At 44.7% G+C, this 25069-nt stretch carries 23 protein-coding genes; 3 read left to right on the top strand and 20 right to left on the bottom strand.

The annotated features are described in order from the left end of the window. Nucleotides 1-10: 10 nt before the first annotated feature. The 3 genes from ABF487_RS04835 to ABF487_RS04845 are packed head-to-tail and all read right to left on the bottom strand — an operon-like array spanning nucleotide 11 to nucleotide 2906. Nucleotides 11-1423, bottom strand: a complete 1413-nt coding sequence (locus ABF487_RS04835; protein ID WP_415634673.1) for an NAD(P)(+) transhydrogenase (Re/Si-specific) subunit beta — start codon at nucleotides 1421-1423, stop codon at nucleotides 11-13. Next, on the bottom strand, nucleotides 1420-1728 hold the full coding sequence (locus tag ABF487_RS04840; protein WP_007745543.1) for an NAD(P) transhydrogenase subunit alpha: 309 nt from the start codon (nucleotides 1726-1728) through the stop codon (nucleotides 1420-1422). Before ABF487_RS04840 ends, ABF487_RS04835 begins: the two co-directional genes overlap by 4 nt. Further along, a complete protein-coding gene (locus ABF487_RS04845; RefSeq protein WP_415634674.1) occupies nucleotides 1725-2906 on the bottom strand; it encodes an NAD(P) transhydrogenase subunit alpha in 1182 nt (393 codons plus the stop codon). Before ABF487_RS04845 ends, ABF487_RS04840 begins: the two co-directional genes overlap by 4 nt. A 234-nt stretch (nucleotides 2907-3140) precedes the next feature. Between ABF487_RS04845 and ABF487_RS04850 the strand changes: the two genes are divergently transcribed. Together ABF487_RS04850 and ABF487_RS04855 are read left to right on the top strand one after the other, a co-directional pair. Further along, nucleotides 3141-4814 (top strand): SH3-like domain-containing protein, encoded by a 1674-nt coding sequence (locus tag ABF487_RS04850; protein ID WP_415634675.1) that lies wholly within the window; start codon nucleotides 3141-3143, stop codon nucleotides 4812-4814. Nucleotides 4815-4817: 3 nt separating this feature from the next. Further along, nucleotides 4818-5207 carry a C39 family peptidase gene (locus ABF487_RS04855; protein WP_415634801.1) on the top strand — a complete coding sequence of 130 codons (390 nt, stop codon included), beginning with the start codon at nucleotides 4818-4820 and terminating at the stop codon, nucleotides 5205-5207. A gap of 36 nt (nucleotides 5208-5243) precedes the next feature. Here the strand turns inward: ABF487_RS04855 and ABF487_RS04860 are convergent, their stop codons facing one another. The 3 genes from ABF487_RS04860 to ABF487_RS04870 form a co-directional block, all read right to left on the bottom strand. Further along, nucleotides 5244-5801 (bottom strand): cysteine hydrolase family protein, encoded by a 558-nt coding sequence (locus ABF487_RS04860; RefSeq protein WP_415632603.1) that lies wholly within the window; start codon nucleotides 5799-5801, stop codon nucleotides 5244-5246. Between the two features lie 43 nt (nucleotides 5802-5844). Then, nucleotides 5845-6822: an alpha/beta hydrolase gene (locus tag ABF487_RS04865; protein ID WP_263779888.1), complete on the bottom strand. Its 978-nt coding sequence runs from the start codon at nucleotides 6820-6822 to the stop codon at nucleotides 5845-5847. Nucleotides 6823-6956: 134 nt separating this feature from the next. Next, nucleotides 6957-8654 (bottom strand): phospho-sugar mutase, encoded by a 1698-nt coding sequence (locus ABF487_RS04870; RefSeq protein WP_415624960.1) that lies wholly within the window; start codon nucleotides 8652-8654, stop codon nucleotides 6957-6959. Between the two features lie 37 nt (nucleotides 8655-8691). On the opposite strand from ABF487_RS04870, the gene yidA reads away from it, so the two are divergent. Then, a complete protein-coding gene (gene yidA / locus ABF487_RS04875; RefSeq protein WP_415625986.1) occupies nucleotides 8692-9522 on the top strand; it encodes a sugar-phosphatase in 831 nt (276 codons plus the stop codon). 10 nt (nucleotides 9523-9532) lie between these two features. Here the strand turns inward: yidA and ABF487_RS04880 are convergent, their stop codons facing one another. From ABF487_RS04880 to ABF487_RS04945, 14 genes are all read right to left on the bottom strand, one after another. Continuing rightward, a complete protein-coding gene (locus tag ABF487_RS04880) occupies nucleotides 9533-10297 on the bottom strand; it encodes a YibE/F family protein (protein WP_415625987.1) in 765 nt (254 codons plus the stop codon). After that, entirely contained in the window at nucleotides 10294-11388 is a 1095-nt protein-coding gene (locus ABF487_RS04885; RefSeq protein WP_263779884.1) for a YibE/F family protein, read from the bottom strand. Before ABF487_RS04885 ends, ABF487_RS04880 begins: the two co-directional genes overlap by 4 nt. A gap of 41 nt (nucleotides 11389-11429) precedes the next feature. Further along, nucleotides 11430-12464: a PTS transporter subunit IIC gene (locus ABF487_RS04890; RefSeq protein WP_263779883.1), complete on the bottom strand. Its 1035-nt coding sequence runs from the start codon at nucleotides 12462-12464 to the stop codon at nucleotides 11430-11432. 43 nt (nucleotides 12465-12507) lie between these two features. After that, nucleotides 12508-13716, bottom strand: a complete 1209-nt coding sequence (locus ABF487_RS04895) for an aminotransferase class I/II-fold pyridoxal phosphate-dependent enzyme (protein ID WP_263779882.1) — start codon at nucleotides 13714-13716, stop codon at nucleotides 12508-12510. 247 nt (nucleotides 13717-13963) lie between these two features. Beyond that, entirely contained in the window at nucleotides 13964-15238 is a 1275-nt protein-coding gene (locus ABF487_RS04900; RefSeq protein WP_263779881.1) for a hypothetical protein, read from the bottom strand. Further along, a complete protein-coding gene (locus ABF487_RS04905) occupies nucleotides 15235-16176 on the bottom strand; it encodes a hypothetical protein (RefSeq protein WP_415634676.1) in 942 nt (313 codons plus the stop codon). Before ABF487_RS04905 ends, ABF487_RS04900 begins: the two co-directional genes overlap by 4 nt. Nucleotides 16177-16178: 2 nt before the next feature. Then, complete coding sequence (locus ABF487_RS04910; RefSeq protein WP_263779879.1) at nucleotides 16179-17042, bottom strand: ABC transporter ATP-binding protein; 864 nt, start codon at nucleotides 17040-17042, stop codon at nucleotides 16179-16181. A 129-nt stretch (nucleotides 17043-17171) separates the two neighbouring features. Further along, nucleotides 17172-18029 (bottom strand): helix-turn-helix domain-containing protein, encoded by an 858-nt coding sequence (locus ABF487_RS04915; RefSeq protein WP_263779878.1) that lies wholly within the window; start codon nucleotides 18027-18029, stop codon nucleotides 17172-17174. Between the two features lie 137 nt (nucleotides 18030-18166). Next, complete coding sequence (locus tag ABF487_RS04920) at nucleotides 18167-18967, bottom strand: tyrosine-protein phosphatase (RefSeq protein WP_007745523.1); 801 nt, start codon at nucleotides 18965-18967, stop codon at nucleotides 18167-18169. A 61-nt stretch (nucleotides 18968-19028) separates the two neighbouring features. Beyond that, nucleotides 19029-20438, bottom strand: a complete 1410-nt coding sequence (lpdA, locus tag ABF487_RS04925) for a dihydrolipoyl dehydrogenase (RefSeq protein ID WP_415634677.1) — start codon at nucleotides 20436-20438, stop codon at nucleotides 19029-19031. 2 nt (nucleotides 20439-20440) lie between these two features. After that, nucleotides 20441-21769, bottom strand: coding sequence for a dihydrolipoamide acetyltransferase family protein (locus tag ABF487_RS04930; protein WP_415634678.1), 1329 nt, complete (start codon nucleotides 21767-21769; stop codon nucleotides 20441-20443). Continuing rightward, nucleotides 21762-22742 (bottom strand): alpha-ketoacid dehydrogenase subunit beta, encoded by a 981-nt coding sequence (locus ABF487_RS04935; protein WP_415634679.1) that lies wholly within the window; start codon nucleotides 22740-22742, stop codon nucleotides 21762-21764. The genes ABF487_RS04930 and ABF487_RS04935 overlap by 8 nt, the downstream gene beginning before the upstream one ends. Nucleotide 22743: 1 nt before the next feature. Next, the gene (locus ABF487_RS04940; protein ID WP_007745519.1) at nucleotides 22744-23880 is read right to left on the bottom strand and encodes a thiamine pyrophosphate-dependent dehydrogenase E1 component subunit alpha; all 1137 of its coding nucleotides are present in this window, start codon (nucleotides 23878-23880) and stop codon (nucleotides 22744-22746) included. Beyond that, the gene (locus ABF487_RS04945; RefSeq protein WP_415625998.1) at nucleotides 23873-24892 is read right to left on the bottom strand and encodes a lipoate--protein ligase; all 1020 of its coding nucleotides are present in this window, start codon (nucleotides 24890-24892) and stop codon (nucleotides 23873-23875) included. Before ABF487_RS04945 ends, ABF487_RS04940 begins: the two co-directional genes overlap by 8 nt. Nucleotides 24893-25069 lie beyond the last annotated feature (177 nt).

A 25069-nucleotide genomic window follows, 5' to 3' on the forward strand; every position in this document is an offset into this window, starting at 1 on the left:
CAATAAAATTTTATTGGTTGATATATTCCTTGCTTGAAGCGATGATATCCTGCAGACCTTTTTTAGCATCCGAGAAGAACATCTTCGTATTCGGCAAAGAGAATAATGGATTTGGTACACCGGCATATCCACTGCTCATCGAGCGTTTGATAACAACAACCGACTTAGACTTATCAACATCCAAGATAGGCATTCCGGAAATATCATTCCCCGATTCGCGAGCTAACGGATTCGTCACGTCATTTGCACCAATAACCAAGGAAACATCGGTGTTTTCAAACATGGAATTAGCTTCATCCAGCTGTTTCAATTGGTCATAAGGCACATTGACATCAGCCAGCAGCACATTCATATGGCCAGGCATACGTCCAGCGACCGGATGGATCGCGTAATCAACATTAATCCCGTTATCAGTCAGCAGTTTGGCTAACTCAGCTACTTCATGCTGGGCCTGAGCGGCCGCCAAACCATAACCAGGAACAATCATCACATTATGCGCATAGGCTAATTGCAGGCCGATATCATCAGCTGATGTTTCCACTACTTTGACATCTGTCTGGCCAGCAGGGGAAACGGATTGAGAATCATCTGTCCCGAATCCACCTGCCAGAATATTAGCGACTGACCGATTCATCGCATCAGCCATCTGCAAGGTCAAAATCGTGCCCGCAGCACCAACAAGCGCACCGGCAATAATCAAAACCTGATTGTTAATCACGAATCCGGCAAAAGCAACTGCTAGGCCAGTAAAGGCATTTAACAATGATACAACGACCGGCATATCTGCACCGCCAATCGGCAGTGTCATCAAGAGCCCAAAAGCCAAGCTGGCCAGCAAAGCCAAGACAAGGTACCAGCTATTGTCAACTTGCGTGATCATTAAGACAGCAGCTGCCACGATCGCAATCACGACTAGGATATTGACAAATTTTGAACCTAGAAATGTAATCGGTTTTCCAGAAACCTTCCCGGAAAGTTTGCCCGTGGCAATCAAAGAACCAGAAAATGTAATCCCGCCAATGACGATATCTAAGACCACCGGAATTGATAAAACAAGCGGCAAGTGCCCATTAGCTGTCAGGTAATCAAAAGCGCCAATCGCAGCGGCGGCACCACCACCAACGGCGTTAAATAATGAAACCAGTTGCGGCACATCGGTCATCGGTACTCTTTTTGCCTTGCTAAAGCCATAAAAAATACCCAAAGCCAATCCGGCAGCCAGAGCCATCCAGGCACCAACTTGGACACGGCCAGAGACCAGGATTTCAATCAAAATCATGATGACAGCCAGAATCATGCCGACAAATGAGAGGCCGTTGCCTTTTTTAGCCGTCTTAGGGCTACGCATTAAATGCACGCCAATCACATAGCAAAAGGCCGAGATCAGATAAATGAGAGATGCAGTTGTTGTCAGACCTGTCATTTTTTGTCCTCCTCTTTTTTAGCTGGCTTGCGGTCAAACATACCTAGCATTCTGTCTGTTACCGTATAGCCACCGGCGACATTGATTGCAGCAAATAGTGCAGCAAAGAAAGTCAGCACATACAACAGCCAATTATTGGCCTCGGCTGCAATAGCAAAGGCACCAACGACAACCACACCGTGAATCGCGTTTGCACCAGACATCATCGGTGTCTGCAGCGTGGATGGAATTTTCGACATAACCTCAAAACCAACCAGCAGGCTTAAAACAAAGATAGCCAAATTGGCATATAATTCTTCACTCATTTTTCTTCCTCCGCTCCCTGTTCCTGCTTTGGCTGTACTGGCCTTTTTTCCATACCCATACGGCTGCGCAGAAAATTCGAATTGATCTGGCCGCCATAAGTTGCCAGCAGGTCTGTCAAAACATCATCATCAAGATCAAAATGAATCTGACCGTCTTTGACAATATAGTTGATTGTATTCTGAACATTTTTGGCATACATATCCGAAGCTGATCGAGCTACACGGCTCGCTAAATCACCAGCACCAACAATAATTGCACCAGTCTTTGTGACGATGGTCTCGCCAGGTTGGGATCCGGCTACATTGCCGCCCAATTTTGATGACCCCAAATCTATGAAGACCGTATCGGCTTTCGCTTCATCTACAGCTTTCTTTGAAACAACAACCGGTGGCTTGCCTCCAGGGACTTGAGCTGTCGTGATAATGACATTATTCTCCGCAATAAAGCCTTCTAATTCAGCCTGTTGTGCTTGTTTTTCATCATCATTCAAGGCACGGGCATAACCATTTTCATCTTTCACCTGGACTTTGGAAATCAATGCTTTGGCACCCAGCGACTCAATCTGGCCACGGGCATCTTCACGAATATCATAACCAGAAACAACTGCACCTAAACGATGGGCAGTACCAATGGCTTGCAAGCCAGCCACAGCTGCACCAATAACTAATACTTTGGCTGGACGCGCCGTTCCGGCAGCTGTCATCATCATTGGAAAATATTGCGGATAGGTATCAGCAGCCAGTAGAGCCGCTTTATATCCAGCAATCGATTTCTGCGATGAATTGGCATCAAGATTCTGAGCTCTTGACACAGTTCGCGGAAGCAGTTCAAAAGCCAAGGCACTGACACCCGCCTTGGCCAGCTGCTGCATCCCTTTTTTATCTCCAAGCGGATTCAGCATTCCGATAATCGTCTGTCCTTGAGACAATTTGGATAAAACTGCCTCGCTAGGTTCGTTAACGACTGTGACAATATCGGCCTTTAATGCCTCTGTTCGCGTGACCAGTTTCGCACCAGCCTTTGCATATAAATCATCATTATAAAAAGCCTTTTCGCCAGCTCCCTTTTCGATGCTCACCTCAAAATCGCTCTTAATCAGTTTTGCGGCCGTATCAGGTGTCAATGCGACACGATTTTCGCCGGCAGCTTCTTTAAGAGCAGAAACAACAATTGCCATAAAACCCCTTTCGTGTTTGAAGCTGCAATCACTTGCAAACGCTTCCACGCTTTCCTATTCTATTACATTCTTGTGAAAAATAAATTTTCATTTGCACATTTTTGGATTTTTTTGGTCAATCCGCTGCCAAACACCGCATAATTAAAGAAGATTTCGGTTTTTTAAATTGAGAAAACAGTTGCATAGCTTCTTGGGGGTCGCTTAATTGTGTTTAAAAAAAATAAGATAGTCCAAATGGTGATTGCAGGATTAATTCTTGCCGCATGTCTCGGTATCAACGGTCAATTTTTCGTGAACGCTGACACTGCCGGTAATATGCAATCTTCTAGCAGTGAAGCTTCCTCAGCGCCAACTCGGCAAAGCACACAAACCACGAGCCATGCCGACAAACCAAATCCACCTACTTTCCCAGCTACGATTACCGGCAATCAAAATATCAACCAGACAGCCGAAATTCTTGATAGCAGCCGTAATGACGGTGTTTTTGCAAATGGGCCGGCCCTAACAAGTGCAGACACTATGGCTCCAGAAAGTAATGGGAGCCAACTTAATGGCCGTTCTGTTAATGTTCTAGCAGTTGTCAATACAGTCCGCAGCAACGGCCAAAGATATGATTATGCTAAAGTACAGGATCTGGCCAATCAAAGAATTTTCTGGATTGACGAAAGAGCAATTTTAGCCACCATGATCAGCCAAAAAGATGTGCAATACCAGGCAATTATCATTTCAGGACAACGTAATGATGGTATTTACAACAACGGCCCAGCTCTCAGCACTTGGGCCGCTCTAAAAGCAGATAATTCAGCAAAAAATGTTGATGGTCGTCAAGTGACCGTCCTAAAAGAAGCTGACACGCTTCGAGGAAACGGCCAGCATTATTATGTCCAAGTGCATGATCCGGTCTCAAACCAAGATTATTGGCTTGACCGCAGAGCATTAACTCTGGGCCAATATGCTGTGATCACTAGTCAAAAAAATGTCAACCAATATGCTCAAGTAACCAATCAGCGCAATGACGGCATTTACAATAATGGCCCAGCCTTAACAAATGCAGCCAGCCTCTCTCCCCAAGGCTATGGAAACCGATATGCCGGCCTTTATCTACAGGTAATTGAATTAGCCGTGACACAACGCGCAACAGGCCAAAGCTATGAATATGCCAAAGTTACTAATCCTGAAAACGGAGAAAGTTTTTGGATTGACAGCCGATCATTAGCGATAAGTGATTTCGCAAGTATCATCAACCAGACTCCGATAAATCAAACTGCTACTATTCGTGACTCGTCCAGAAATGATGCCGTCTACAATAACGGTCCTGCTCTAACAAACATCAATACCTTAGCAGCTAGCAATCAGGGACAGAAGCTTAATGGCCGTGAAGTAATTGTTTTAAACGCTGTCAGAACACGCAGGGCTAACGGACAAGAATATGATTATGACCAAATTAAAGATGGTAATCAGACATATTGGATAGATCAAAGAGCTGTTTTAGCTAGTGTTTCATACAAGAATGTCAGCTATCAGGCGATTATTAATACGATTAACCGAACGGATGATTTTTACTTCAATAATCCAGCTCTAACGAACTGGCAAACGCTCTCCGCCAACGGCAGCGACCGTAATCGTAATGGCCATAAAGTTCAGGTTCTGCAAGAAGCTTATACACTTCGAGGCGATGGTAACCGTTATACCTATTTAAAAGTTCAAGATGGTATTACCATTTATTGGCTGGATAAGCGTGCCTTCTTGTTCCCGAATCAATCAGTAACTTTATCGTTTCACCATTTTAATCAAAACCAAGAAGGCGCACCCGAAGGGTGTGAAGGGGCTTCTCTGCAAACAGCCTTGTCAGTCAAGGGCAGGTACCTATCCTTGCGCCAAATTTATAATGCCACCGGCTATGGCTGATCCATTTCCCCTTATAACGGTTTTCACGGCAATCCCTTTGGCGGCGGCACTTTTCAAACACAGACAGTCTATGCTGAACCGCTGGCACGTGCGACCAAGAAATTTTATAACGGTATTAGCAACATGACCGGTGCTAATGTGAATGATGTTATCTACCAGCTGCAACAAGGTAATCCAGTTGTTACCTGGGCATCTTATACTTGGACTGTCAATCCGGCTAATTTTCATGTCATGTGCATTGTCGGCTATCGGCCAGGATACTTCCAAATCTCAGATCCAATTTTTTGGGGCAATTCTTACTGGATTTCAACGAAAACCTGGCAAAATGTTAACCAAAATGAAAAAACAATCGGCTTCAGCACACCAAGAAGCATGAATATTGTTGTTAAATAAAAAACCGCGACTCAAGGTTGCGGTTTTTTATTTATATTAATCAACTACTTTCGCGCCAATCACATTTTTAAAATGTGCCAAAGCCCAGTCTTGTGCCGCTTGTGTGAGCGTGGCAACAGCGTTTTCATGAATGATCAGTTGATAATTCAAATCGTAAGCATCAACAGCCGTGTGTAAGACGCAGATATCCGTACAGACGCCAACTAGATGCAGTGTATCAACATGTCGTTCACGCAAACGCAAGTCCAAGTCAGTCCCGGCAAAGGCACTGTAACGCGTCTTATCATACATATAGACCTGTGGGTCATCTTTGTTAGCACCATACCAAGGTGCCAGCTTGCCATAAAATTCCCGACCCCAGCTGCCAGCTAAATTATGCGGCGGATACAATTTAGTCTCAGGATGATAAGGATCATCTTTCTTATGCAGATCCGTTGGCAGAATCACCCAACCACCGTCAGCTTTGATTTGGTCAGCTAGTTCAACAATCCGGCTGTCAAGAACTTGGGCCGGTTTGCCGCAGGTCAAAGCGCCTTTATCGTCAACAAAATCATTCGTGTAATCAATAATCAGTAATGCTTCATTTTTAGCCATCTGACAAGATTCTCCTTTTGCTGTTAAAACAATTATAATCTTTTCATTGAACTGTCTTGGGTGCCTGCGCGTTAGGTTCATAATAGTGATGCAAAAAGTGTTCAACGTGCCGTTTATAATTTTCAGGATCAACCCAAAAACTTTCAGCATGGCTGGCGTTTTCAACAATCCACAAATCTTTCGGTGACTGTGCTGCTTGATAATTTTCCAGCGCCATATAACTGGGTACAAAGCGGTCCTTCTCGCCGTGAATGAAGAAAATCGGCAGCTTGTTTTTCTTTAATTGCGTCACTGAGGAGACATCCCCGAGATAATAGCCTAAGCGATGGTGATTGATCGTGCTGACAAAGGGATAAAAGGGATATTTCGGCAAATGGTACTGGTGTTTCAGCAGGAAAACCAGTTCTTCGTCAATGCTGGAATAACCGCAATCAGCAATAATACAACGTACCTGCGGCGGCAAGTCTTCTCCACTCAGCATCTCAACCGTTGAAGCGCCCATACTGACACCAAACAGGACGATTTTCGTCTTGTCGCCGAGACGGACAATTAATTTCTGCAGCCAGCGCAGATAATCCAGCCGGTCCAGCCAGCCGAAACTGATATATTTCCCAGCACTCTCGCCATGCCCACGATCGTCGGGCAGCAGCACTGAAAAACCCATGTCGTAAAACATTTGCGCATAATTTGACATGGTCTCGCCATTACCTTTATAGCCATGGGAAATAATCACCGATTTATCGGAACTACCGTCTTTGGCCGGGATAAAATAAGCCGACATATCTTCTTTTTCACCGGAAATTGTAAAAGTCCAGTGCTCTTTATCGACTTTTTTAAACCAATCCACATAGCGCCAATAGTCATCAGCGTATTTCTGCTTATCGGCCGATGTTTCGGGTACGTAATCAACCCGCTTAAAAGCCAAACGGAACAAATACTCGCTGGCCAAAAAGGACAGCGACACAATCCCAGCCGAAGCCAGCAGCAGCCGGCTTGTATTTTTAAAATTTTTCTTTGCCATTAGCACCTCGTAAAATAAATTAAGGCAATCCATGCACTTGAAAGACATTCTAACAGTTACGACCAAAAGGCGCTATTTTTTGGAAAATTGGACACAAAAAAATCCCGCTTGCAACTGGGATTTTTGGGTAACAGTTATTTCAAAAGTTGGTTAATCTGATCTTTTAAATAGGTCAACTGTTTATTGGCAGCAGCCATATCCTCACCTTTAGCCGCGATATAGACCTTTAATTTTGGTTCCGTACCGGATGGCCGCAAGGCAATCCAAGAACCATCGACAAGCCAGTATTTAATCACGTTAGCCTTAGGCAGAGAAATGCGTTTGCTGGCACCAGTCGTCAAATCTTTGGAGACGCGCAATTCATTGTCTTCGACGGTCTTTACAGCGACTTCGCCAAAATTTTTCGGCCCTTGATTTCTAAAGCGCGTCATCACAGCTGCCATCTGAGCTTGGCCTTGTTCGCCGGGGAACTCTGTGGCTTCAGAAGACTCGGCAAAGGCACCGAACTTAGCATAAATTTCATCCAAGCCGTCGCCGATCGTCATGCCGCGGTCCTTATAATAGGCTGCCAATTCAGACATTAAAGTAATCGCTTGAACAGCATCTTTATCGTGCACGAAAGGTTTGATCAAAAAGCCGTAAGATTCTTCAAAACCGAATTCGAATTGATAATCCTGTTTGGCATCAAATTCAACGATTTTATCAGCAATATATTTAAAACCGGTCAGCACTGTAAACTGCTTGATGCCAAAGGAATCAGCAATCAGACCTGGCAGATTAGAGGAAACATTGGAGGTTACAATCGCGCCATTTTTTGGCAAAGTACCAGCCTGCTGTTGAGCCGTCAAGATATAATTAACCATCAAAGCTGCGATCTGGTTGCCTGTCAGATAGGCATAACTGCCATCGGCTTTACGATAACCAACACCCATCCGATCCGAATCAGGATCAACAGCCAATTCCAAATCAGTCTGATAACCTTCAGAAAGCTTGAAGACTTCATGGAACTCAGGGTTTGGATATTTCACGGTCGGGAAAGTGCCGTCGGGCTCGAATTGCTCTTTAACAATTGAGACTTTATTAAAGCCTGCCTGTTTTAAAGCCCGCGAGCCCAAATCACCACCGGCACCATGGAGCGGTGTGAAACTGATCGTTAATTTATCTCCCCACTTTTTGATCAGTTCTGGGTTAATCGTGACGGTCTTGACATGCTCCAAATAAGCCTTATCCATGTCGGCACCGATTTTTTTAATCCCGCCGGCTACCTGCTTGATATGAAAAATATCTGTGACACCGGCACGCTCTGCGACAATTTCATCTGCGGGTTTTGGTGGTAACTGGCCGCCGTCTTCACCATATAATTTATATCCGTTATATTCTTTTGTATTGTGGCTGGCCGTGATCATAATGCCTGCATAAGTATGCAAGTTCATAACGGCAAAACTTAATTCCGGCGTCGGATGCGGCCCATTAAACAAATAAACCGTAATATCATGCGCCCGCAGAACTTCAGCTGATACCTTTTTGAATAGTTCAGAATTAATTCTCGAATCGCCGGAGATCACGACGCCGCGTTTTTTAGCATCATCACCCTGCTTTTCCATATGCCGCGCCAACGCTTCTGTCGTCTGCGCAACCGTGTAAATATTCATGCGGTTACTACCGACTCCTAGCAGACCGCGCATGCCAGCTGTCCCAAAATTAAGATCCTGATAGAAGGCATCTTCCAGCTGCGCCTGGCTGGCGTTAGCAAACTCTAAACGTAATCCTTCGGGAAGATCTGCGACTTCCCAGTCTTTTATTTTCTCTTGTATTGTTTTTTCTTTAACCATATGATCATTGTAAATTTTTCTTGGTTAAAATAGTTGTATGACAATAAAATTAGTAGCAATTGATGTAGATGCCACTCTGCTGAACAGCAGAAACGAATTAACCAAACATACAATCGACGTTTTGGAAGAAGCGATCAAGCAAGGAGTTAAACCCGTGATTACTTCCGGGCGTCCACTGCCAGGCACCGAACCTTATTATGCTAAGCTCGGGATTGCTGATCGCGATGATCAATATGCAATTAATTACAACGGCGCAACTATCAGAACCACTTCCGGAAAAATGATTGCCCAGACGCCTGTCAGCATTCAGGACTATCGCGATATCTATAAATTGGCCGGTGAAATCGGTGTCAAGGTCCACGCTGAAACAGCCGATTATATTTATACGCCCTATTTGTCAGCACCGAAATATACAAAATACGAGTCTAAATTAACCAATTGCCAAGTGCGCCATGTCCGCATGCAGGACTTAAAAGAATCTGATGTTCTAGCCAAAATTATGTTCATTGACGAACCTGAAATCATTGAAAGAGTCAAAAAAGAATTGCCGCAGTGGGTTTACGATCGTTTTACAGTCGTCCCCAGTTCGCCTATTTTCTTGGAATTCATTCATAAAGGGATCTCAAAGGGCAGTGCGGTCAAGACCTTGGCTGAGAAATTAAATATCGACATCAGCGATGTGATGGCTATCGGTGATCAGGGAAACGATATTTCTATGATCGAAGCTGCCGGTGTTGGTGTGGCGATGGCTAACGCGATTGACGAAGCCAAAGAGAAGGCTCAATTCATCACGAAGAGCAATGATGAAGACGGCGTCGCTTTTGCAATTGAGAAGTTTGTCTTAAATCAAGAACAGTTAGAAAAATAAGCTGCAGCAATCAATTCTGCAGCTTATTTTTTTTGGCATGAACATGGGCGACGATCCAAGTCGTGACCGGAATCGTTAACAACACCCCGATCATGGCAATGAATAAATCAATAATCGCAGCCACCAGCAGTTTGCCATTAATTAATTGAGCAAAACTGTAATGCAGGCGAATGTAGAAAATAGCCAAGGTTAAATTCTCGCCCAAGACGCCAAAGAAAAGTGTATTCAAAGCTGTTCCAATAATCTGAGCACCGATAATGTTGCCCTGCTTATACAGATTGGCGTTTGTAATATCAGGCGTGCTTTCGATCAATTCATGCAGATCGGCTGAAATCGCCATACTAGCCTCAGCAATTGCACCGAGGCTGGCAATTACAGTCACAATAAAAGCAATACGATGAAAGTTCAAGCCTACAGCCAACAGCAACCCCTCCAATTCTTCTGACGACTCAGATGAAAACCCCTGGACGTTTGCTAAATAATTAATCGGAATAATCAGCAGTACAACAGCAAATAAGACAATCAGGCTGGCCACAAAAGCATGATTCGTCACTTCTTGATTATCAGCGGAAAGATAAATGGAAACGGCCAGAATTATAAAACTGATCGCAACCGTCACGATATAAACATTAAACTGCCAATTGATCAAAATAATCAGCAGAAAGATTGCGGCAAGATTGACGATGAGGCCGATAAAGGCTTTAAAACCTTGTTTCCCCGCCACTAAAATCATTAGAAGAAACAAAATGATAATTAACCAAACAAAAGTCGTCATCGGGCAAGCCTCTTTTCAGCTGACAGCAAACTGGCCGACAACCAAGATGTGATCGGCACAGTCAGTACAATGCCAATCGCAGAAATCACCGTGGATAATAATCCCAGCATCATGGTCATATCAATCGTGTAGGACCAGGTATTGCCGTTTCTTAAATATAGGAAGACCATCGGCAATGTATTGGCGATAAAGACCATGAATAAGACATTCGTTAAAGAGCCAACAATGTCCCGACCAACACGCATGCCGGAAACAAAATACTCGCCAAAGGAACGGTCTGCCCGTTCACGCTGCATACCAAACATCATGGCCGTAATATCTGAGGACTCGTCCATAGCTGCGCCTAACACGCCAATCATCAGTTCCGAATAAAAGAGTGGGATCGGAAATTGTGTGATAAAGTCCATGTATTCGAAATGAATCCCACTAGCATGATTGACTGCAATCGTGATCGCGCCAATCCCAACACCGGCGGCCGTTGACAGAATTGTCGACAAAAAGACAATCACAAATTGCTTGCGCCTGCCCAGCACCAACAATAAAGTAATAAAAGCAAAAACGATGGTCAAAATCGCGAAGATGAAGACAGCTGGTGCGTCTTCAAAATTGATGTCCAACAAAATTGCCAGAATAAAGAAGATAAAATTCAGACCCAAACTGCCGATAATCCGCAAGCTGATTTTTTTTGTCAGCCCGATGGTCAGAGCCAGCATCAAAGTAATCGTGAAAACAAGAAAAGTATCCCGCTTTTGGCCGATGATGCCCCACCATTTTTTATGGCTTAACAGCAAGCGCTGGCCAACACGATATTTTTGTGTCAGCACTTCCGAAGCAACATATTGATTGCTAATCGTTATCTTCTGATTCTTGCGCTTCGTATTTAAAAATTTAACCGTCAGCTGTTGTGTCGCGCTACGGTCTTCATTAGCAAAATAATCTCGCGTACGATGGCTGTCGTTCTCTTTAACTCGAACAACTTGGGCAATAGGCGTCTGATAGAAAACAGTATCAAAGTGTGTCAAGGCTGTTAAGCCGATGACAGCCAACAAAAGAATGGCCCATTTGAGGAGTTTGCTGCGGGAAAAAGACATTACCTGCATTTTAGCGCAAATAAAAAAAGCGCACGCGCTTTTTATGCAGCATCAGGTAGTTTCAAATCCGATGCTTTAATGAATGCAGTTTTCTTAACAAAAATAAAATGAGTGGCAAAAGCCAGCAGCGCTGGAATAAGTACAAACTCCACGATCAGCAGCAGGATATTGGTTGTGCCTGTTTGAAAGGCACCCAGGGGGCCAACGAGTCCTGAGATACCAAAGCCGGCTGACATAGGCGTACCGCCGACTTGTAATACTGCGGCCTCAAAACCAGCCAGCGCCGAGACAATCATGATCGGAATGAACAATTTAGGTTTGCTGAGCATATTCGCCATTTGAATTTTTGGTGTGCCGATAAAATGACTGATTGTCCCACCGAAAGTGTTGACAGAAGAACCCATGATCGCCAAGGTGAAACTGGCGGTCGTGATACCTAAATTAGCCGCGCCGGATCCGATGCCAGTCAAACCGATTGCAATCGCAATGCCGGCTGATGAGATTGGCGACAGAATCAGGACAGCGAAGATTAGTCCCATTAAAGGTGCCATAACTAACGGCTGCAGATCAGTCAAGCGATTAATGCCGGCCCCAATTTCGGTTGTAATCCAGTGAACGTAGGGAAACAAGAATCGGCCTAGGCCCCCAGCGATTCCCAATACGAGAATCGGAGATAGAATGACCTTTAGCTGGCCTAAATGCGACTGGATTAATTTGATCAGCACAACCGCAATCACCAGTGTCACACCAATGTTGATAATGTCGCCGGTACCGGCAATCACGAAGCTACCTTTAGCTCCAATGCTGGCAGCACCAGAACCCATAAAAGCTGCTAAAGCCATTGAACCCGTATCAATCATTGAAAAACGAAAAGCCTGCCCCACGGCGAATGCCGCTATCACTGCGAGCAAGCTTTGTGCCATGCTAGTCATTTGAATCACGGACAAGGCGGCGGGATTGCTGCCGAAAGCTCGCATCAAAGAACCTAAAACTGCACTGGGAATCAGCGTAATCACAACGCCAATGCTGAGGCCGTTTAAAATATTTAAAATAAATGAATTTTTTTCTTTTTTCATATAAACCTGCTTAACGCCCTGAGGGCTTATTGATGGAATTTTTTTACATATCAGCGTCAGTAACGCTTCGCTGTTTGGCTTTTTGCATCTTTAAAAATGCAGATAGACGTTGAGCAGCCACTTTTAATTGCGCCAAAGATGTCGCATAGGAGATTCGCATATAACCGGCCTGTCCAAAAGCAACACCGGGTGTCAAACCAACTTTGGCTTCTTTGGCAATCTGCCGTGCCAGTTTGAAACCATCCTGCTCGAGATAATCCGGAATCTTGACAAAGAAATAAAAAGCACCATCCGGATACGCGTAATGCAGACCCATTTGATCAAAAGCCGATATGAGAAATGCACGTCGTTTTTTATATTCAGCCCGCATAGATTCAGCGTCATTTTCACCCGGTCCGAAAGCTTCAGCACCGGCGGCCATGACAACGTTAGGCTGAGTCGTCGTGATTAATTCATGGATTACGGCTAATTGAGAAATGATCGCAGCAGGTGCAGCAATAATGCCCAAACGGTAACCAGTCATAGCATGAGACTTAGAAACACCGTTGAACAAAATCGTCTGTTCTGGCAGGGCTTTTGCAAAAGAGGCATGCGGCCGGTCATAAGTCAGCTCGGAATAAATCTCATCGGAAACCACGAAAATATCGTGCTGTTTTAAGACGGCTGCCAAAGCTGCAATCTGAGTTTCGCTATAAGCGACACCGGTGGGGTTTCCGGGACTTGCCAGCACAATCGCTTTAGCCTTGGGATGCTCTGCCAAAACAGCCGTTAGCCTAGCAGGGGTCAACAAAAAGTCGTCATCAACCGTTGGTACAGGAACAACTTTTGCCCCGCATACAGTGGCTGCAGCACCATAGACCGGGAACGTCGGCTGTGGAATAATCACTTCGTCGCCAGGATTCAGCAGCGTCTTCATCGTGTCAAAAATCCCTTCTGTGACGCCGATGGTCGTCAGCAATTCAGTCTTAGGATCATAATCCAAGCCATAACGATCCTTCAAAAAGCTGGCAGCGTTTTTCAACAAAAGAGCTGTTCCCTTAGACGGCCCATAATGAGAATCATCAGCCTGAATATCGGCGACAGCAGCTGCTTTAACGTGTTCTGGTGTGTTGAAATCCGGCTCGCCAATCGTCAGCATGACAATATCGTCAATCCCTTTGAATTCTTGATTCAAGGCCAAGATCATACTCGGTTTTGTGCCTTGTACCACGCTGTTGGTCAATCTCTCTAAATTTTTTCTAACTTGCGGCATCTTCTCTCTCCTTAATTTCGAATAAAAAAAGCACTCCGAGTTCATCCCAAGAGTGCTTAAAAAATCTTAGCGGTCCCAGGATTTAAACCCGCGACCAAACTGGCAACACGGGTTAGCGCGTAAACCAGTAATAGTAACTGTGCATTTGTGACATCTGATCTGCCATCGAAATTACTGCTAAGCTTAACGGAAAAAAACCAGTCTGTCAATCATTTTTTACGACATTTTCAATGATTCACAAACTTACTCACATGACTGACTTAGAAGGACTGTGGCCGCGGTTAGCCCGCCGATCAAGAAGATAAAGGACGGAAAATTCAATCACAAACAGCAGCAGGCTGGCCATCAGCAGCAGCTCGCTAGCAAATCCAGCATAATACTGGCCATTTTCCGTTAAATTAGCGAAGTAGCCTGTCACCATATGGTCAATCTGGAAATAAGAAAAAATATTCAAATAATTCGGCGGTATCATCTGACCGGCCAGCAAAAACAAGCAAGTCGCCACATTGGTTAATTTTTGATTTTTGATCAGAAGCGACAAGATACCATTCAAGGCAAACACAAAAATAATCAAGGACAATAACAAGGGCAAAGCTGTTAAAAGATACTGGTACAAAGGATACAATTTCCCGAGATTGAACATCGAGAAGGCGTGATTATAAGTCACCATCCAAACCGGATATTGCAAGCTGCCAACTTGACCAAAGATTGCCATCAGCAGCAAGAAGACTGCTAACGGCAGAAAAATGACGGTCATAGCCAGAATAACCTGAGACAATAGCTGCTCAGCATATAAAGCATGCCGGCTTTGACCGTAAGTTTTTAGTAAACGCCAATTAGGATGGTGATGATCTAATTCTGATGCGAATCGACCACCAAACAGGAAAATCAACCCTATCAGCAGCAGCAAAGGCCCATAGCTGCTCTGTAAAAAGGCATACAGCAGATACCAACCTTTCAGGAAAAAATAATGGTTCCAATACTGTAAATAATCGCGCGTTCGTCTAGGTGCCCGACCCTGGATATTCAAAAAATTATCATAATGGAAGAAAAAGCCATAAGGATAAAGAGCCTCAACTCGATGTCTTTGCAAATAGGCCAGATAATCCAAAGTTTGTTGGGCATAGCCTGCATCATCGCCGCCGCCGTATAAAAAACGCCGGTTCTGGTCAGGCGAGACATAATCTGTCGCTTGATTAGGCTGGAAACCATAGGAATTGAGCTGATTTTTCTGATCAAACATGGTCGTGGAAAACCAGCGGAAATAAGTCTTCTGGCCGCCATTCAAGGCCTTTAGTTCTTGCCGGGTGTCCTTTCGAACAATGGCCGAATTAATATAGTTGTTTGAGGACTTATAGTATGTGTTTTGAACCAAAGTCTGGCGATAGTGATTTAAAAAAAGCAGCTGGCTGCCTTTCTCATAAGCTAAATAGGCGAAAAGCAGTAAGAAAATCACGATAGCAGCCTTGAGAAAATGACTGGAAATCCACAGTTTGCGAAATTCGAGCTTTAAAAATTTCATAGTCTCATCCCCTTTGGCAAAGGCCGATTGACCGCCTTTTGGTAAATCAGCGGCAGTAACGCGTTGACCAGCAAAGCTAGCAGTAGGCCAATCACAAACAAGGGCCATAATAACTTAATTAAAGGCTGAATCATACCAAGAAAAGTCATCGGATAGGCAAAACTGCTGGATCCAGACTTGAGCAGCGGGTGATCCAAGATGAGAAAAGTGCTGCTAGCTAGAATGTAGATGACAAGCAGATCGGTGATAAAACGTTTTAAGGCAAATAACATTTTTCCCAAAGCTAAGGATTTTTCATCTGCCAGCGTCTGCAACAAACGTTCATTTTTCCGTTCCTTTTCCAGCAGAAAGAAGGCCAGCTGGATCACCAAAAACAGCAAAATACTTAGCGGATTAAAGAAATAACTCGTGAAAAGGAAGAAAACATTCGGAAAATTAAAACTGGCATCGTTAAACTCAAAACTCATATGTGCTTTCATCAGACGACGGGCTTCAGCAGCGTTCGCACGAAAAATATCAGCATCACTGGCTTGGATCGGTCCTTGACTCTGATTTAAAATATCGGCCTGGCGAGATACTTGAATCGTTAATGGCAAGTAATTTCCCTGACGGTTATTCAAAGCGTTTTCTTGTTTTTTAATTGCATTGGATACGTTGGCAGCTAGCTCCAGACCATGCCGTAGATAAGCCAGCTGTTTTTTCGGCATCTCGGGATTGTCGTTAATTTGTTGGGCAACACCATACATGGCACCGCCAATGGTTGAACGCTGTGCATCGAACTGTCTATCATAGGCTAGAGTCTGCTGCTGAACACCTAAAAACATTGAAATAACGAACAGAGTCACATAAACGACAATAAAAGCCAGATCAATGCAGAAAAACCAGCTTTTAAAGAAGCTTATTTCCGCTACATGAGAAAGTACTTTGGCGCGGGTCATGATTAATCAAAGATCCTTTGATATTGGTCTTCTAGGCTGTTGACATAAATTTTAGGATCGGAAAAATCTAAATGCTGCTGATCCATCTTTCTGATTAAGTCAATGATTTTATCCGAAGCAACCAAAATGACCAGCCGGCCATCGTCCTGTTTGACTTGAAAATCAGCATCCTCCAAGAATTGCTGCATTTGTTCAGGCTGGTCAGTCTTAAATGACAGGTTAGCAAAATGCTCAATCTGTTCTGAAAAAAGCTGCTTATTTTTCACGTAAAAGAAAGTGTCTGTGGTTTTCGCTAGTTCATCCAAATTATGAGAAGAGACCAAAACCGTCTTCTTTTCCAAGGCCAGCTGCTTTAAAACATTTCTAATAATAATCACGCTGTCTGGATCGAGGCCATTGAGGGGTTCGTCTAAAAAGATCAGTTGTGGATCCGTGACCATGGCCATCGCAATCAAAATGCGCTGTTTTTGACCAAGCGAATAGCTGGAGACTGGGCGTGTCAGAAAATTGGTCAGAGCAAACTGTTTCACTAATTGTGCGACACGTTCTTTTGACACATGATACAGATCCGCTACCATATTCAGGTGTTCTTGTGCACTGAGGTATTGATAGAGGACGCGGTTGTCCTGGACATAACTAATCTTCGGCGCTAGGGATTTCAACTGCTTATTGGACTGCCCGAAAATCCTAATCTCGCCTCGCTGCTGAGATAAAAAACCAGCAATCAAGTCCAGCAGCGTCGTCTTCCCAGAACCGTTAGGAGCCACCAAACCATAAACACCGGGTTTTTCAATCTGCATAGATGCGTCTTTAAAAATATCGACGTTTTTGTAGTTAAAAGATAAATGAGTGATTTCCAGAATCATGCCAATCCCCTCGCTTATTGTTTACATTATAGGCAAATTACTCACAAAAATCTTTATATATGTCTATTAAAAATAAAAAAAATAGTTTTAATATTGCTTTTAACTATTTTTTTGGAAGAAAAACCTGTTTTATATCTTTTTTTCGAGGCGAGTTATTTTTTCACGAGCTTTATTCATCACTATCGAATCTTGATTGAACACTGAGAAACTTTCTGCCAGGCGATAATAGGAGATTGCCTTTGCTGTATCAGCCCCGTTTTCAGATAAATTGAAAGCATAAACGTAGTAAAAATCTTCTACAAACAAGGTAGTTGAATGGCTCTTTGCTATTCGGATACCTTGTTCAGCTAATTGATTACTGAGAGGCAAATCAGATTCTCGAGAATAAAATTTCGCTAAATTGCTCAGCAAGAATAATGCCCAATAAAAATGTGCATGATCGACGTTGAAATGGCCGATTTGTTCAACGATCCGATGGAAGTAAACGGCAGCTTCTTGATGATTGTCATTTTGATAATAAGCGACACCAATCCCGTTGAGCAGCAAAAAGTAATAAATATCATCCTGTTTCGGCGTATTCTCCAATAAAAGAGAAAAAGCGAAAATTGCCGACTTAAAATCTTGGCTGATCCACATTTTGGAAACAGTTCTTAAAAAGCCATACCTCGCTCTATCTCTATCGTTGTGAATCGCAGAGATATCAATACCATCCAAAATGTCCAGCGCCGCCTGATAGTTATACTGTTGGGCTGCTTGTTCGGCTTTTGAAAGCTGATCTTGAAATTTAATTTTGTTGGGATTACCTAATAAATCATTCAAATCAACATTTAAACGGTCGGAGATTTGCGAAAGCACTTTGACACTCGGTGCTCGATTATTTTTCTCCAAGAGACTAATTGAAGCTTGATTCGTGATTCCACGTGCCAGTTCCCCTTGACTTAAATTTAGTTTCTCTCGCGCTTCTTTAATTAGACGACCATTGATCATATATGACTATATTATCATTTATACTAAAATAAAGATAAATATATTGTTCCCATTAATTATTTGATGGACTAACGACGTTTACGACAGCAAAAAATCCCTCATGATTGAATGAGGGATTTATGAATATCTCACCGTGATTATTGCTTGCCCGTTGGTTCACTGAATAAATATTTATCGCGCAGCAGCTGAATATCAGCCGGCTGAAGCTGTAGATAGTTTTGCAAATAAGTGATCGGATCACCAGACAAGCGTTTGACTGTATCAATGGAACGCTGAATATAATCAATGTTCACCGACCACATAGAGTGGATGTTTTCAATTTCGTCAGGTGTAGCACCCTCGGCTTTCATGTGCTCAATTTTATTACGAACAACTTCAGTCGACAGGCGGTCCGTAATCAAATAATCGTGTTTGATCTGAGCCTCATTAATGCCCAAGGCTGACATCAGCAGCATAGAGGCAACCCCTGTCCGGTCTTTGCCAGCTGTGCAGTGATAAGCCAAAGTCTTGTTTTCCGTCATTAAAAGATCGAAAAACTTGCGGTAAGCAATATTGGAATACTCGTCTGAAATCAGATGTTCATAATTATTGATCATATTCAAATAGCCGTAGCCTTTTTGATCGTACTCTTTGCTCAACTGTGCGTAATCCACAGTCGATTCGGTCCGGTCAAAATCCATAGCTGGAATATTAATATCAACAGCATGTGCCGGTACACGATCGGGGCCTTTAGCCACTTCAGCTTCAGTGCGAAAATCAATAATCGTGTCCACTTGCCGATCTTCTAAATATTTCAAATCTTCAGGCGACAAGTCTGCCATACCGGCCGTTCGAAAAGCCTTGCCCCACTTGATTTTGCGTCCGTCAAAAGAGGTATAACCGCCAATATCTCTGAAATTAAAACCGCCGATTACCGGCAAAACGCGTCTTTTATCCATAAATTAATCTTAACTAATTTGAAGAAATAAAACTTGCCAGCGGTGCTGTCCTAAAAGATTTCTAAATGTGAATCGGCAGATCGTCAGCTAGTTCTGCAGCATCCATAATTGCCTCGCCAAGAGTCGGATGAGGATGAATCGTCAAACTGATATCTTCAGTCGTTAACCCGTTTTCAATCGCCAAAGATAACTCGGAAATCAAATCCGAAGCACCCGGACCGACAATCTGAGCCCCAATCAGTGCCTTGCTTTGATTATCGCTAATCAAACGAATAAAACCAGTTCCGGCATTCATCGCCAGCGCACGTCCGTTAGCAGCAAAAGGAAACTTATAGGCTTTGGCATCCAAGTTCTTTTCTTTGATACTCTCAGGTGTCTCGCCGGTCGTAGCTAATTCGTAATTCGTATAAGCAACAGCAGGCAGCGAGTAGTGTAAATCACGTGCTTGCGGATCGCCAGAAATGGCAGCCGCGGCAATCTTGGCTTGGAAACTGGCTTTATGTGCCAAGGCCGGCCCAGCCGTGACATCCCCGATCGCGTAGATATGCGCAGCCGTTGTTGCCATGCGGTCGTCAACTTGAATCAAACCATGTTCATCAAGCTTGACGTTCGTATTATTCAGGCCCAGTTCATCTGTGTTAGGCTGGCGTCCTACTGAAACCAGCAGATAATCACCGGTCACAGTCTGTTCTTTACCATCAGCTTCAAAAGTCACAGCCACGCCGTTGTCGGTCTGAACAGCCGACTTGGCTTTGGCACTCGTATAAATTTCGCCGCCTTGGGCTTTAAAGTCATCTAAAACAGGCTTGATTAATTCAGCATCAAAGCCGTTTAACACGTGATCCAAGCCCTCGATGATCGTCACCTTGGCTCCCAAATTCAGATAGAGGCCGCCCAACTCCGACCCGATCACGCCGCCGCCAATCACAATTAAATGTTTGGGAACAGTTGGCAGACTCAAGGCACCGGTCGAATCAACGATCCGATTAGTGAACTCGAATCCAGGGATCTGTACAGGACGTGAACCAGTCGCAATGATGCAGTTTTTGAATTGGAACAATTCGTGGTTGTCCCCTTCAATGACATTAATCTGTTCATTATCATTGAAAGAAGCCGTTCCACGAACGATATCGACATGATGTTTTTTTAATAACATGGCCACGCCGCCAGTCAAACGCTCGACGACTTTCTTCTGTTTCCAATCCTGTGTCGCGGCCCAATCCAAGCTGACGCCGGTCGCGTGCAATCCGAAAGGCTGCTCAGTCATTTCATCGCGATAATGGTGGCCGACATTAATCAAAGCTTTAGAAGGAATACAGCCAACGTTTAAACAAACACCGCCAATCTCGCCGCTTTCAATCAAGGTCACTTTCTGACCTAACTCAGCTGCCCGAATCGCCGCAACATAGCCGCCAGGGCCCGAACCAATCACAACCGTCTCTACTTCAGTAGCTTGTGCACCAACAACCATCCTTACACCTCCATCAGCATATAAGCTGGATCAGCCATGAGCGTCTTGAAATAATTCAAAGATGTCTGCCCTAACATGCCGTCAATCAAACGGTGATCGTAACTAAGACTGAACTTCATCACTTGACCGGCGACAATCGAGCCATCATCAGCCACAATCGGCTCTTTGACAATCGAACCCAGACCAAGAATTGCCACTTCTTTAGCATTGATAATCGGCGTAAACCAAGTACCGCGCGCCGAACCAAGATTGGAAATCGTAATCGTCGCGCCATGCATCTGGTTACCTTTAATTGATCCGTCACGAACAGCGGCAGCCAAATCTTCAATTTCTTGGGCAATTGTCAGAATAGACTTCCGATCAGCTTGTGCAACTACGGGCACGAAGAGGCCGTTTGGCGCGCTAACCGCAACGCCGATATTGATATCGTCATGATAAACAATTTCCTGTTTATCCATATCGACTGACGCATTCAACTCTGGGAACTTCTTGGCAGTCGCGGCTAAAGCCTTCACAGCATAAGCCAAATAAGTCAAATGAATCGACTGGTCAGCTGCTATGGCTTTGAACTGTTTGCGATGCGCCACGAGTTTGGAAACTTCAATCTGATCGAAATTCGTAACCGTCGGGATCGTCGCGTTTTGTGTCGCCATGGCTTTTGCGATCGCTTTACGGATTGGTGTCATCGCAACACGGCCTTCTTTAACTTCGACTGGTGCTGCAACTGGTTCCGGACTAGCTGAAACTGGCGCAGCGCTAACAGCCGGTGTTGGAGCGGTGGCCGGTGCAGGAGCCTGCTGAGGCTGCTCAACAGCTTTTTGCGCATCAGCCATCGTGATATGGCCATGACGGCCGGTAGCTGGCACTTGTGTCAGGTCCAAGTGATGTTCAAAAGCAAAGTGCCGAACAGATGGCATTGCTAGAACATTACCATTAGAAGCTACTGGTGCTGGTGCTGAACTTTGCGGCTGCTCACTGGCTGCAGGTGCAGGTGCCGTAGCAACAGCAACTGGCTCTGGAGAAGGCGTGCTGGCAGTACTGTTGTCTTGTACGGCGGCTCCCGCAACTGGCGTTTCAGCAGTACTGCCGCTGCCGTCACCATCAAATTCAATTAAAGGCGCCCCCACTTGAACCGTTGTCCCGGCATCGACAAATAACTTTGTCACTTTACCGGAATAAGGCGATAGAATTTCCTGCAGTAGTTTGTCATTTTGTACTTCAGCGACTGAATCATCTGTCTTTACCTGATCGCCGACTTTGACCAGCCAATTAGAAATCTCGCCTTCGGCCATCCCTTCGCCAATATCCGGCATTTTAAAAATTTCAGTCATAGTTGACTACCTCCTTGACTTTGGCAATGACATCATCTGCGTTGGCCATCCAGTCGTTTTCAGCCTGAGCAAAAGGATAAACAGTATCCGGAGCGGACACACGGCCAATTGGCGCCTTCAAACTCAAAATAAATCTTTCGGAAATTTCAGCCATCACTGATGCACTAATTCCGGCAATCCGCTGAGCTTCCTGAGCCACAACAACACGACCGGTCTTTTCTACCGACTTCCCAATCGTCTCGATATCCAAAGGCGAAACAGTTCTCAAATCGACAACTTCAGCGTCAATGCCTTCTTTAGCCAGGCTCTCAGCCGCATTTAAGACGACCGGTGTCATGCCGCCATAGGTAATAATCGAAACGTCTTTGCCTTCACGTGCAATCGCGGCTTTATCCAATGGAGTCGTATAATAACCGTCTGCGACTTCGCCTTTCAAAGAGCGGTAGAGATGAATATTTTCCAGGAAAACAACAGGGTCATTGGATGCAATCGCACTTAGCAGCAAACCTTTGGCATCAGCCGGATTCGCCGGCATCACAACTCGCAGGCCTGGATTTTGTGCCACCAGGCCTTCTAGGTTATCAGCATGCATTTCCGGGGTCTTTGTACCGCCGCCATAGGGCGCACGTACAACAATCGGCATCTGGCGCGTGCCATTAAAACGAAAACGGTTACGAGCCATTTGCCCGGCAATCGAGTCCATCGTTTCATAGACAAAACCGAAGAACTGGATTTCCATAATCGGGCGAAAACCCTGTGAAGCCAGCCCGATTGCCAGTCCGCCAATGCCCGATTCGGCTAAAGGTGTATTGAAAACGCGGTCAACGCCGTATTTAGTCTGCAGGCCGTCAGTTGCACGGAAAACACCACCGTTTTTACCAACATCTTCCCCAAAAATCAGCACATTCTCATCACGGCCCAGCGCTAGATCCTGTGCATCTCTCACAGCTTCGATATAACTCTTCACAGCCATTTTATCTGCCCTCGCTTTCAAATTTCTTTATCTGTTCGCGCATCACATAACTAGGTACTTCCAGCGTATTTTTAAGGTAGTCGCTGATTTTCTGCTTATCAACCTGATCGGCTTTTTTAATATCCGCGTCAATCCGCGCGTCAATCTGAGCAATCGTCTCTTTTTCTTGATCCTCACTCCACAATCCTTGGTCCGTCAGATACTTGCGCATGCGAATCAAAGGATCCTTCTTCCACCAATCAGCAATATCTTCCTTGCTGCGGTAACGCAGCGGATCATCACCGGCTGTTGAGTGTGCTTCAAAACGATTTGTCAGCAGTTCAATCAGAACAGGGCCTTTGCCGGAAACAGCCCAAGCGCGTGCCTCTTTAGCCGCTAAATAAGCAGCGATGGCATCCTGGCCGTCAACGACGATACTTGGCAAACCAGCTGCCCAGCCCTTTGCTGCCAAATGCGCTGCTGCTGTCTGATCAGCACGCGGCATTGAGATTGCATAACCATTATTTTGAACAAAGAAGACGGCATTAGCGTGATAGGCGCCGGCAAAATTCAGTGCCTCGTAAAAGTCGCCTTGCGAACTGCCACCATCTCCTGTGTAGGCATAAGCGACTGCATTTTGTTCACGTTTTTTCAAGCCCAAAGCGACACCGGCTGCTTCCACGTATTGGGCGCCGATAATAATTTGCGGAAACCAGGAATTAACCGGCTGGCCATCTTCTGTTTTAAATTCATTGCCCAGCACATGCCCACGGCTCCAAAGAATGGCTTTATAAATCGGCCAGCCTTTAGCGACAACCTGTGGAATATCCCGATAGCCCGGGAACAGCCAATCCTCAGCACGAAACGCAAAAGCCGTCCCCATCTGGGAAGCCTCTTGACCGGCAGTCGGCGCAAAGAAACCGAAACGGCCCTGTTTAGCCAATTTTGTCGATCGAATATCCAATTGGCGGTTCAACAGCATACTGCTGAACAATTTAACGAGATCGTCATTGCTCAGATCAGCACGCTTTAAAGCCTCTTCATCGACAATCTGGCCATCATTATTTAAGACGGACAATGTCGGAAAATTATCATCCTGTGCCTTGAGCTGAGTTGCAAAATCCAAAATCTGGTGATTAAGATTTGAGATGTTAGACATTTTCTTCCTCCTGAACATTTTTAGCACCAGCAGAGAACATGGCGGCTAGATCATGATCGTCAATTGATCCGAAATAATGCCCGCCGGCGTTTGCATGCAATACTTGATAAACAGCATCCGGATCAAAGGGCAATCCGATAAAACGATCCTTGATTTCGCGCCAATCCCGTACGCCGAGAAAATCACCGCGAAAATCAATTGCCTGGATACGGCCTTGGTCAACATTGGCAGAAACATCAATGGCGCCACCCGTAAACTTTTCATGGTTCGTAAAATTAAATTTCGGACTCGTGCCGTAATTCCAATCCCAAGTCGCAAACTGCTGATCGCGCAAATCCAAAATTCCTTTTTTCTGCTGATCAGATAAGACGTATTCTGTATCACGGCCTTCATCTGTCAGATAATATTGCAAAGCCTGCCAGAATTTTTCCAGCGTTAAATCAGCTGGCGCGTAGTCTTTGATATTGCCCACTCGCGCGCGCACTGATTTAGCAGCTTTTGAGATGAATTTCTCATCAGCAACATTCAACGAACGCACCATACTGTCAACATCAGAATTCCAAAGCAAAGTCCCGTGGTGCATCAAGTAACCGCCGGCATAGCGCTGTGCATTGCCGCTGATTTTTTTACCGTCAATCGTTAAATCATTTCGGCCGCTGATCTCTGCCTCAATGCCGACTTCGTGCAAAGCATCATACATCGGGCGGACAAACTTATGAAAATCGACTTCAGCACTACTTTTGACCGGTACAAAAAAAGTGAAACAAATATTCCCCAAATCATGAAAGACAGCGCCGCCGCCAGAAACCCGCCGGACTACCTGTGTGTGGTGTTCATCAATAAAATCCTGATTTACTTCGGCAAAGGTGTTCTGATTCCGACCGACAATGACAGCGTTGCGATTCTGCCAGAGCGAGAAGACCGGTTGGTCAGGCTTTAAATGATATAAAAGCCAGCTGTCCATTGCGATATTTGTGTAAGCATCTGTGCCAAAATATTTAATATATTGCATTGATTACCTCTACTTTGTGAAATGCAGTCTGCCCTTTTTGTAAGCGTTTTCATCTCACAAGACAATTCTAACACTGCAAGATAAGTCTGCCATCATGCTCATAAAAAGACTTTTAGAAAAATTTTCTAACCGGCGTGATTGTTCATAAATGAGCGATGTTTCAGGCAATCAGTCCGC

It is taken from the genome of Oenococcus sp. (assembly GCF_047725585.1).
GTDB lineage: Bacteria > Bacillota > Bacilli > Lactobacillales > Lactobacillaceae > Oenococcus > Oenococcus kitaharae_A.

Coding starts and splice junctions, on each gene's coding strand:
- ABF487_RS04835 (WP_415634673.1), bottom strand. CDS start 1,423: ATGACAGGTCTGACAACAACTGCATCTCTCATTTATCTGATCTCGGCC.
- ABF487_RS04840 (WP_007745543.1), bottom strand. CDS start 1,728: ATGAGTGAAGAATTATATGCCAATTTGGCTATCTTTGTTTTAAGCCTG.
- ABF487_RS04845 (WP_415634674.1), bottom strand. CDS start 2,906: ATGGCAATTGTTGTTTCTGCTCTTAAAGAAGCTGCCGGCGAAAATCGT.
- ABF487_RS04850 (WP_415634675.1), top strand. CDS start 3,141: ATGGTGATTGCAGGATTAATTCTTGCCGCATGTCTCGGTATCAACGGT.
- ABF487_RS04860 (WP_415632603.1), bottom strand. CDS start 5,801: ATGGCTAAAAATGAAGCATTACTGATTATTGATTACACGAATGATTTT.
- ABF487_RS04865 (WP_263779888.1), bottom strand. CDS start 6,822: ATGGCAAAGAAAAATTTTAAAAATACAAGCCGGCTGCTGCTGGCTTCG.
- ABF487_RS04870 (WP_415624960.1), bottom strand. CDS start 8,654: ATGGTTAAAGAAAAAACAATACAAGAGAAAATAAAAGACTGGGAAGTC.
- yidA (WP_415625986.1), top strand. CDS start 8,692: ATGACAATAAAATTAGTAGCAATTGATGTAGATGCCACTCTGCTGAAC.
- ABF487_RS04880 (WP_415625987.1), bottom strand. CDS start 10,297: ATGACGACTTTTGTTTGGTTAATTATCATTTTGTTTCTTCTAATGATT.
- ABF487_RS04885 (WP_263779884.1), bottom strand. CDS start 11,388: ATGTCTTTTTCCCGCAGCAAACTCCTCAAATGGGCCATTCTTTTGTTG.
- ABF487_RS04890 (WP_263779883.1), bottom strand. CDS start 12,464: ATGAAAAAAGAAAAAAATTCATTTATTTTAAATATTTTAAACGGCCTC.
- ABF487_RS04895 (WP_263779882.1), bottom strand. CDS start 13,716: ATGCCGCAAGTTAGAAAAAATTTAGAGAGATTGACCAACAGCGTGGTA.
- ABF487_RS04900 (WP_263779881.1), bottom strand. CDS start 15,238: ATGAAATTTTTAAAGCTCGAATTTCGCAAACTGTGGATTTCCAGTCAT.
- ABF487_RS04905 (WP_415634676.1), bottom strand. CDS start 16,176: ATGACCCGCGCCAAAGTACTTTCTCATGTAGCGGAAATAAGCTTCTTT.
- ABF487_RS04910 (WP_263779879.1), bottom strand. CDS start 17,042: ATGATTCTGGAAATCACTCATTTATCTTTTAACTACAAAAACGTCGAT.
- ABF487_RS04915 (WP_263779878.1), bottom strand. CDS start 18,029: ATGATCAATGGTCGTCTAATTAAAGAAGCGCGAGAGAAACTAAATTTA.
- ABF487_RS04920 (WP_007745523.1), bottom strand. CDS start 18,967: ATGGATAAAAGACGCGTTTTGCCGGTAATCGGCGGTTTTAATTTCAGA.
- lpdA (WP_415634677.1), bottom strand. CDS start 20,438: ATGGTTGTTGGTGCACAAGCTACTGAAGTAGAGACGGTTGTGATTGGT.
- ABF487_RS04930 (WP_415634678.1), bottom strand. CDS start 21,769: ATGACTGAAATTTTTAAAATGCCGGATATTGGCGAAGGGATGGCCGAA.
- ABF487_RS04935 (WP_415634679.1), bottom strand. CDS start 22,742: ATGGCTGTGAAGAGTTATATCGAAGCTGTGAGAGATGCACAGGATCTA.
- ABF487_RS04940 (WP_007745519.1), bottom strand. CDS start 23,880: ATGTCTAACATCTCAAATCTTAATCACCAGATTTTGGATTTTGCAACT.
- ABF487_RS04945 (WP_415625998.1), bottom strand. CDS start 24,892: ATGCAATATATTAAATATTTTGGCACAGATGCTTACACAAATATCGCA.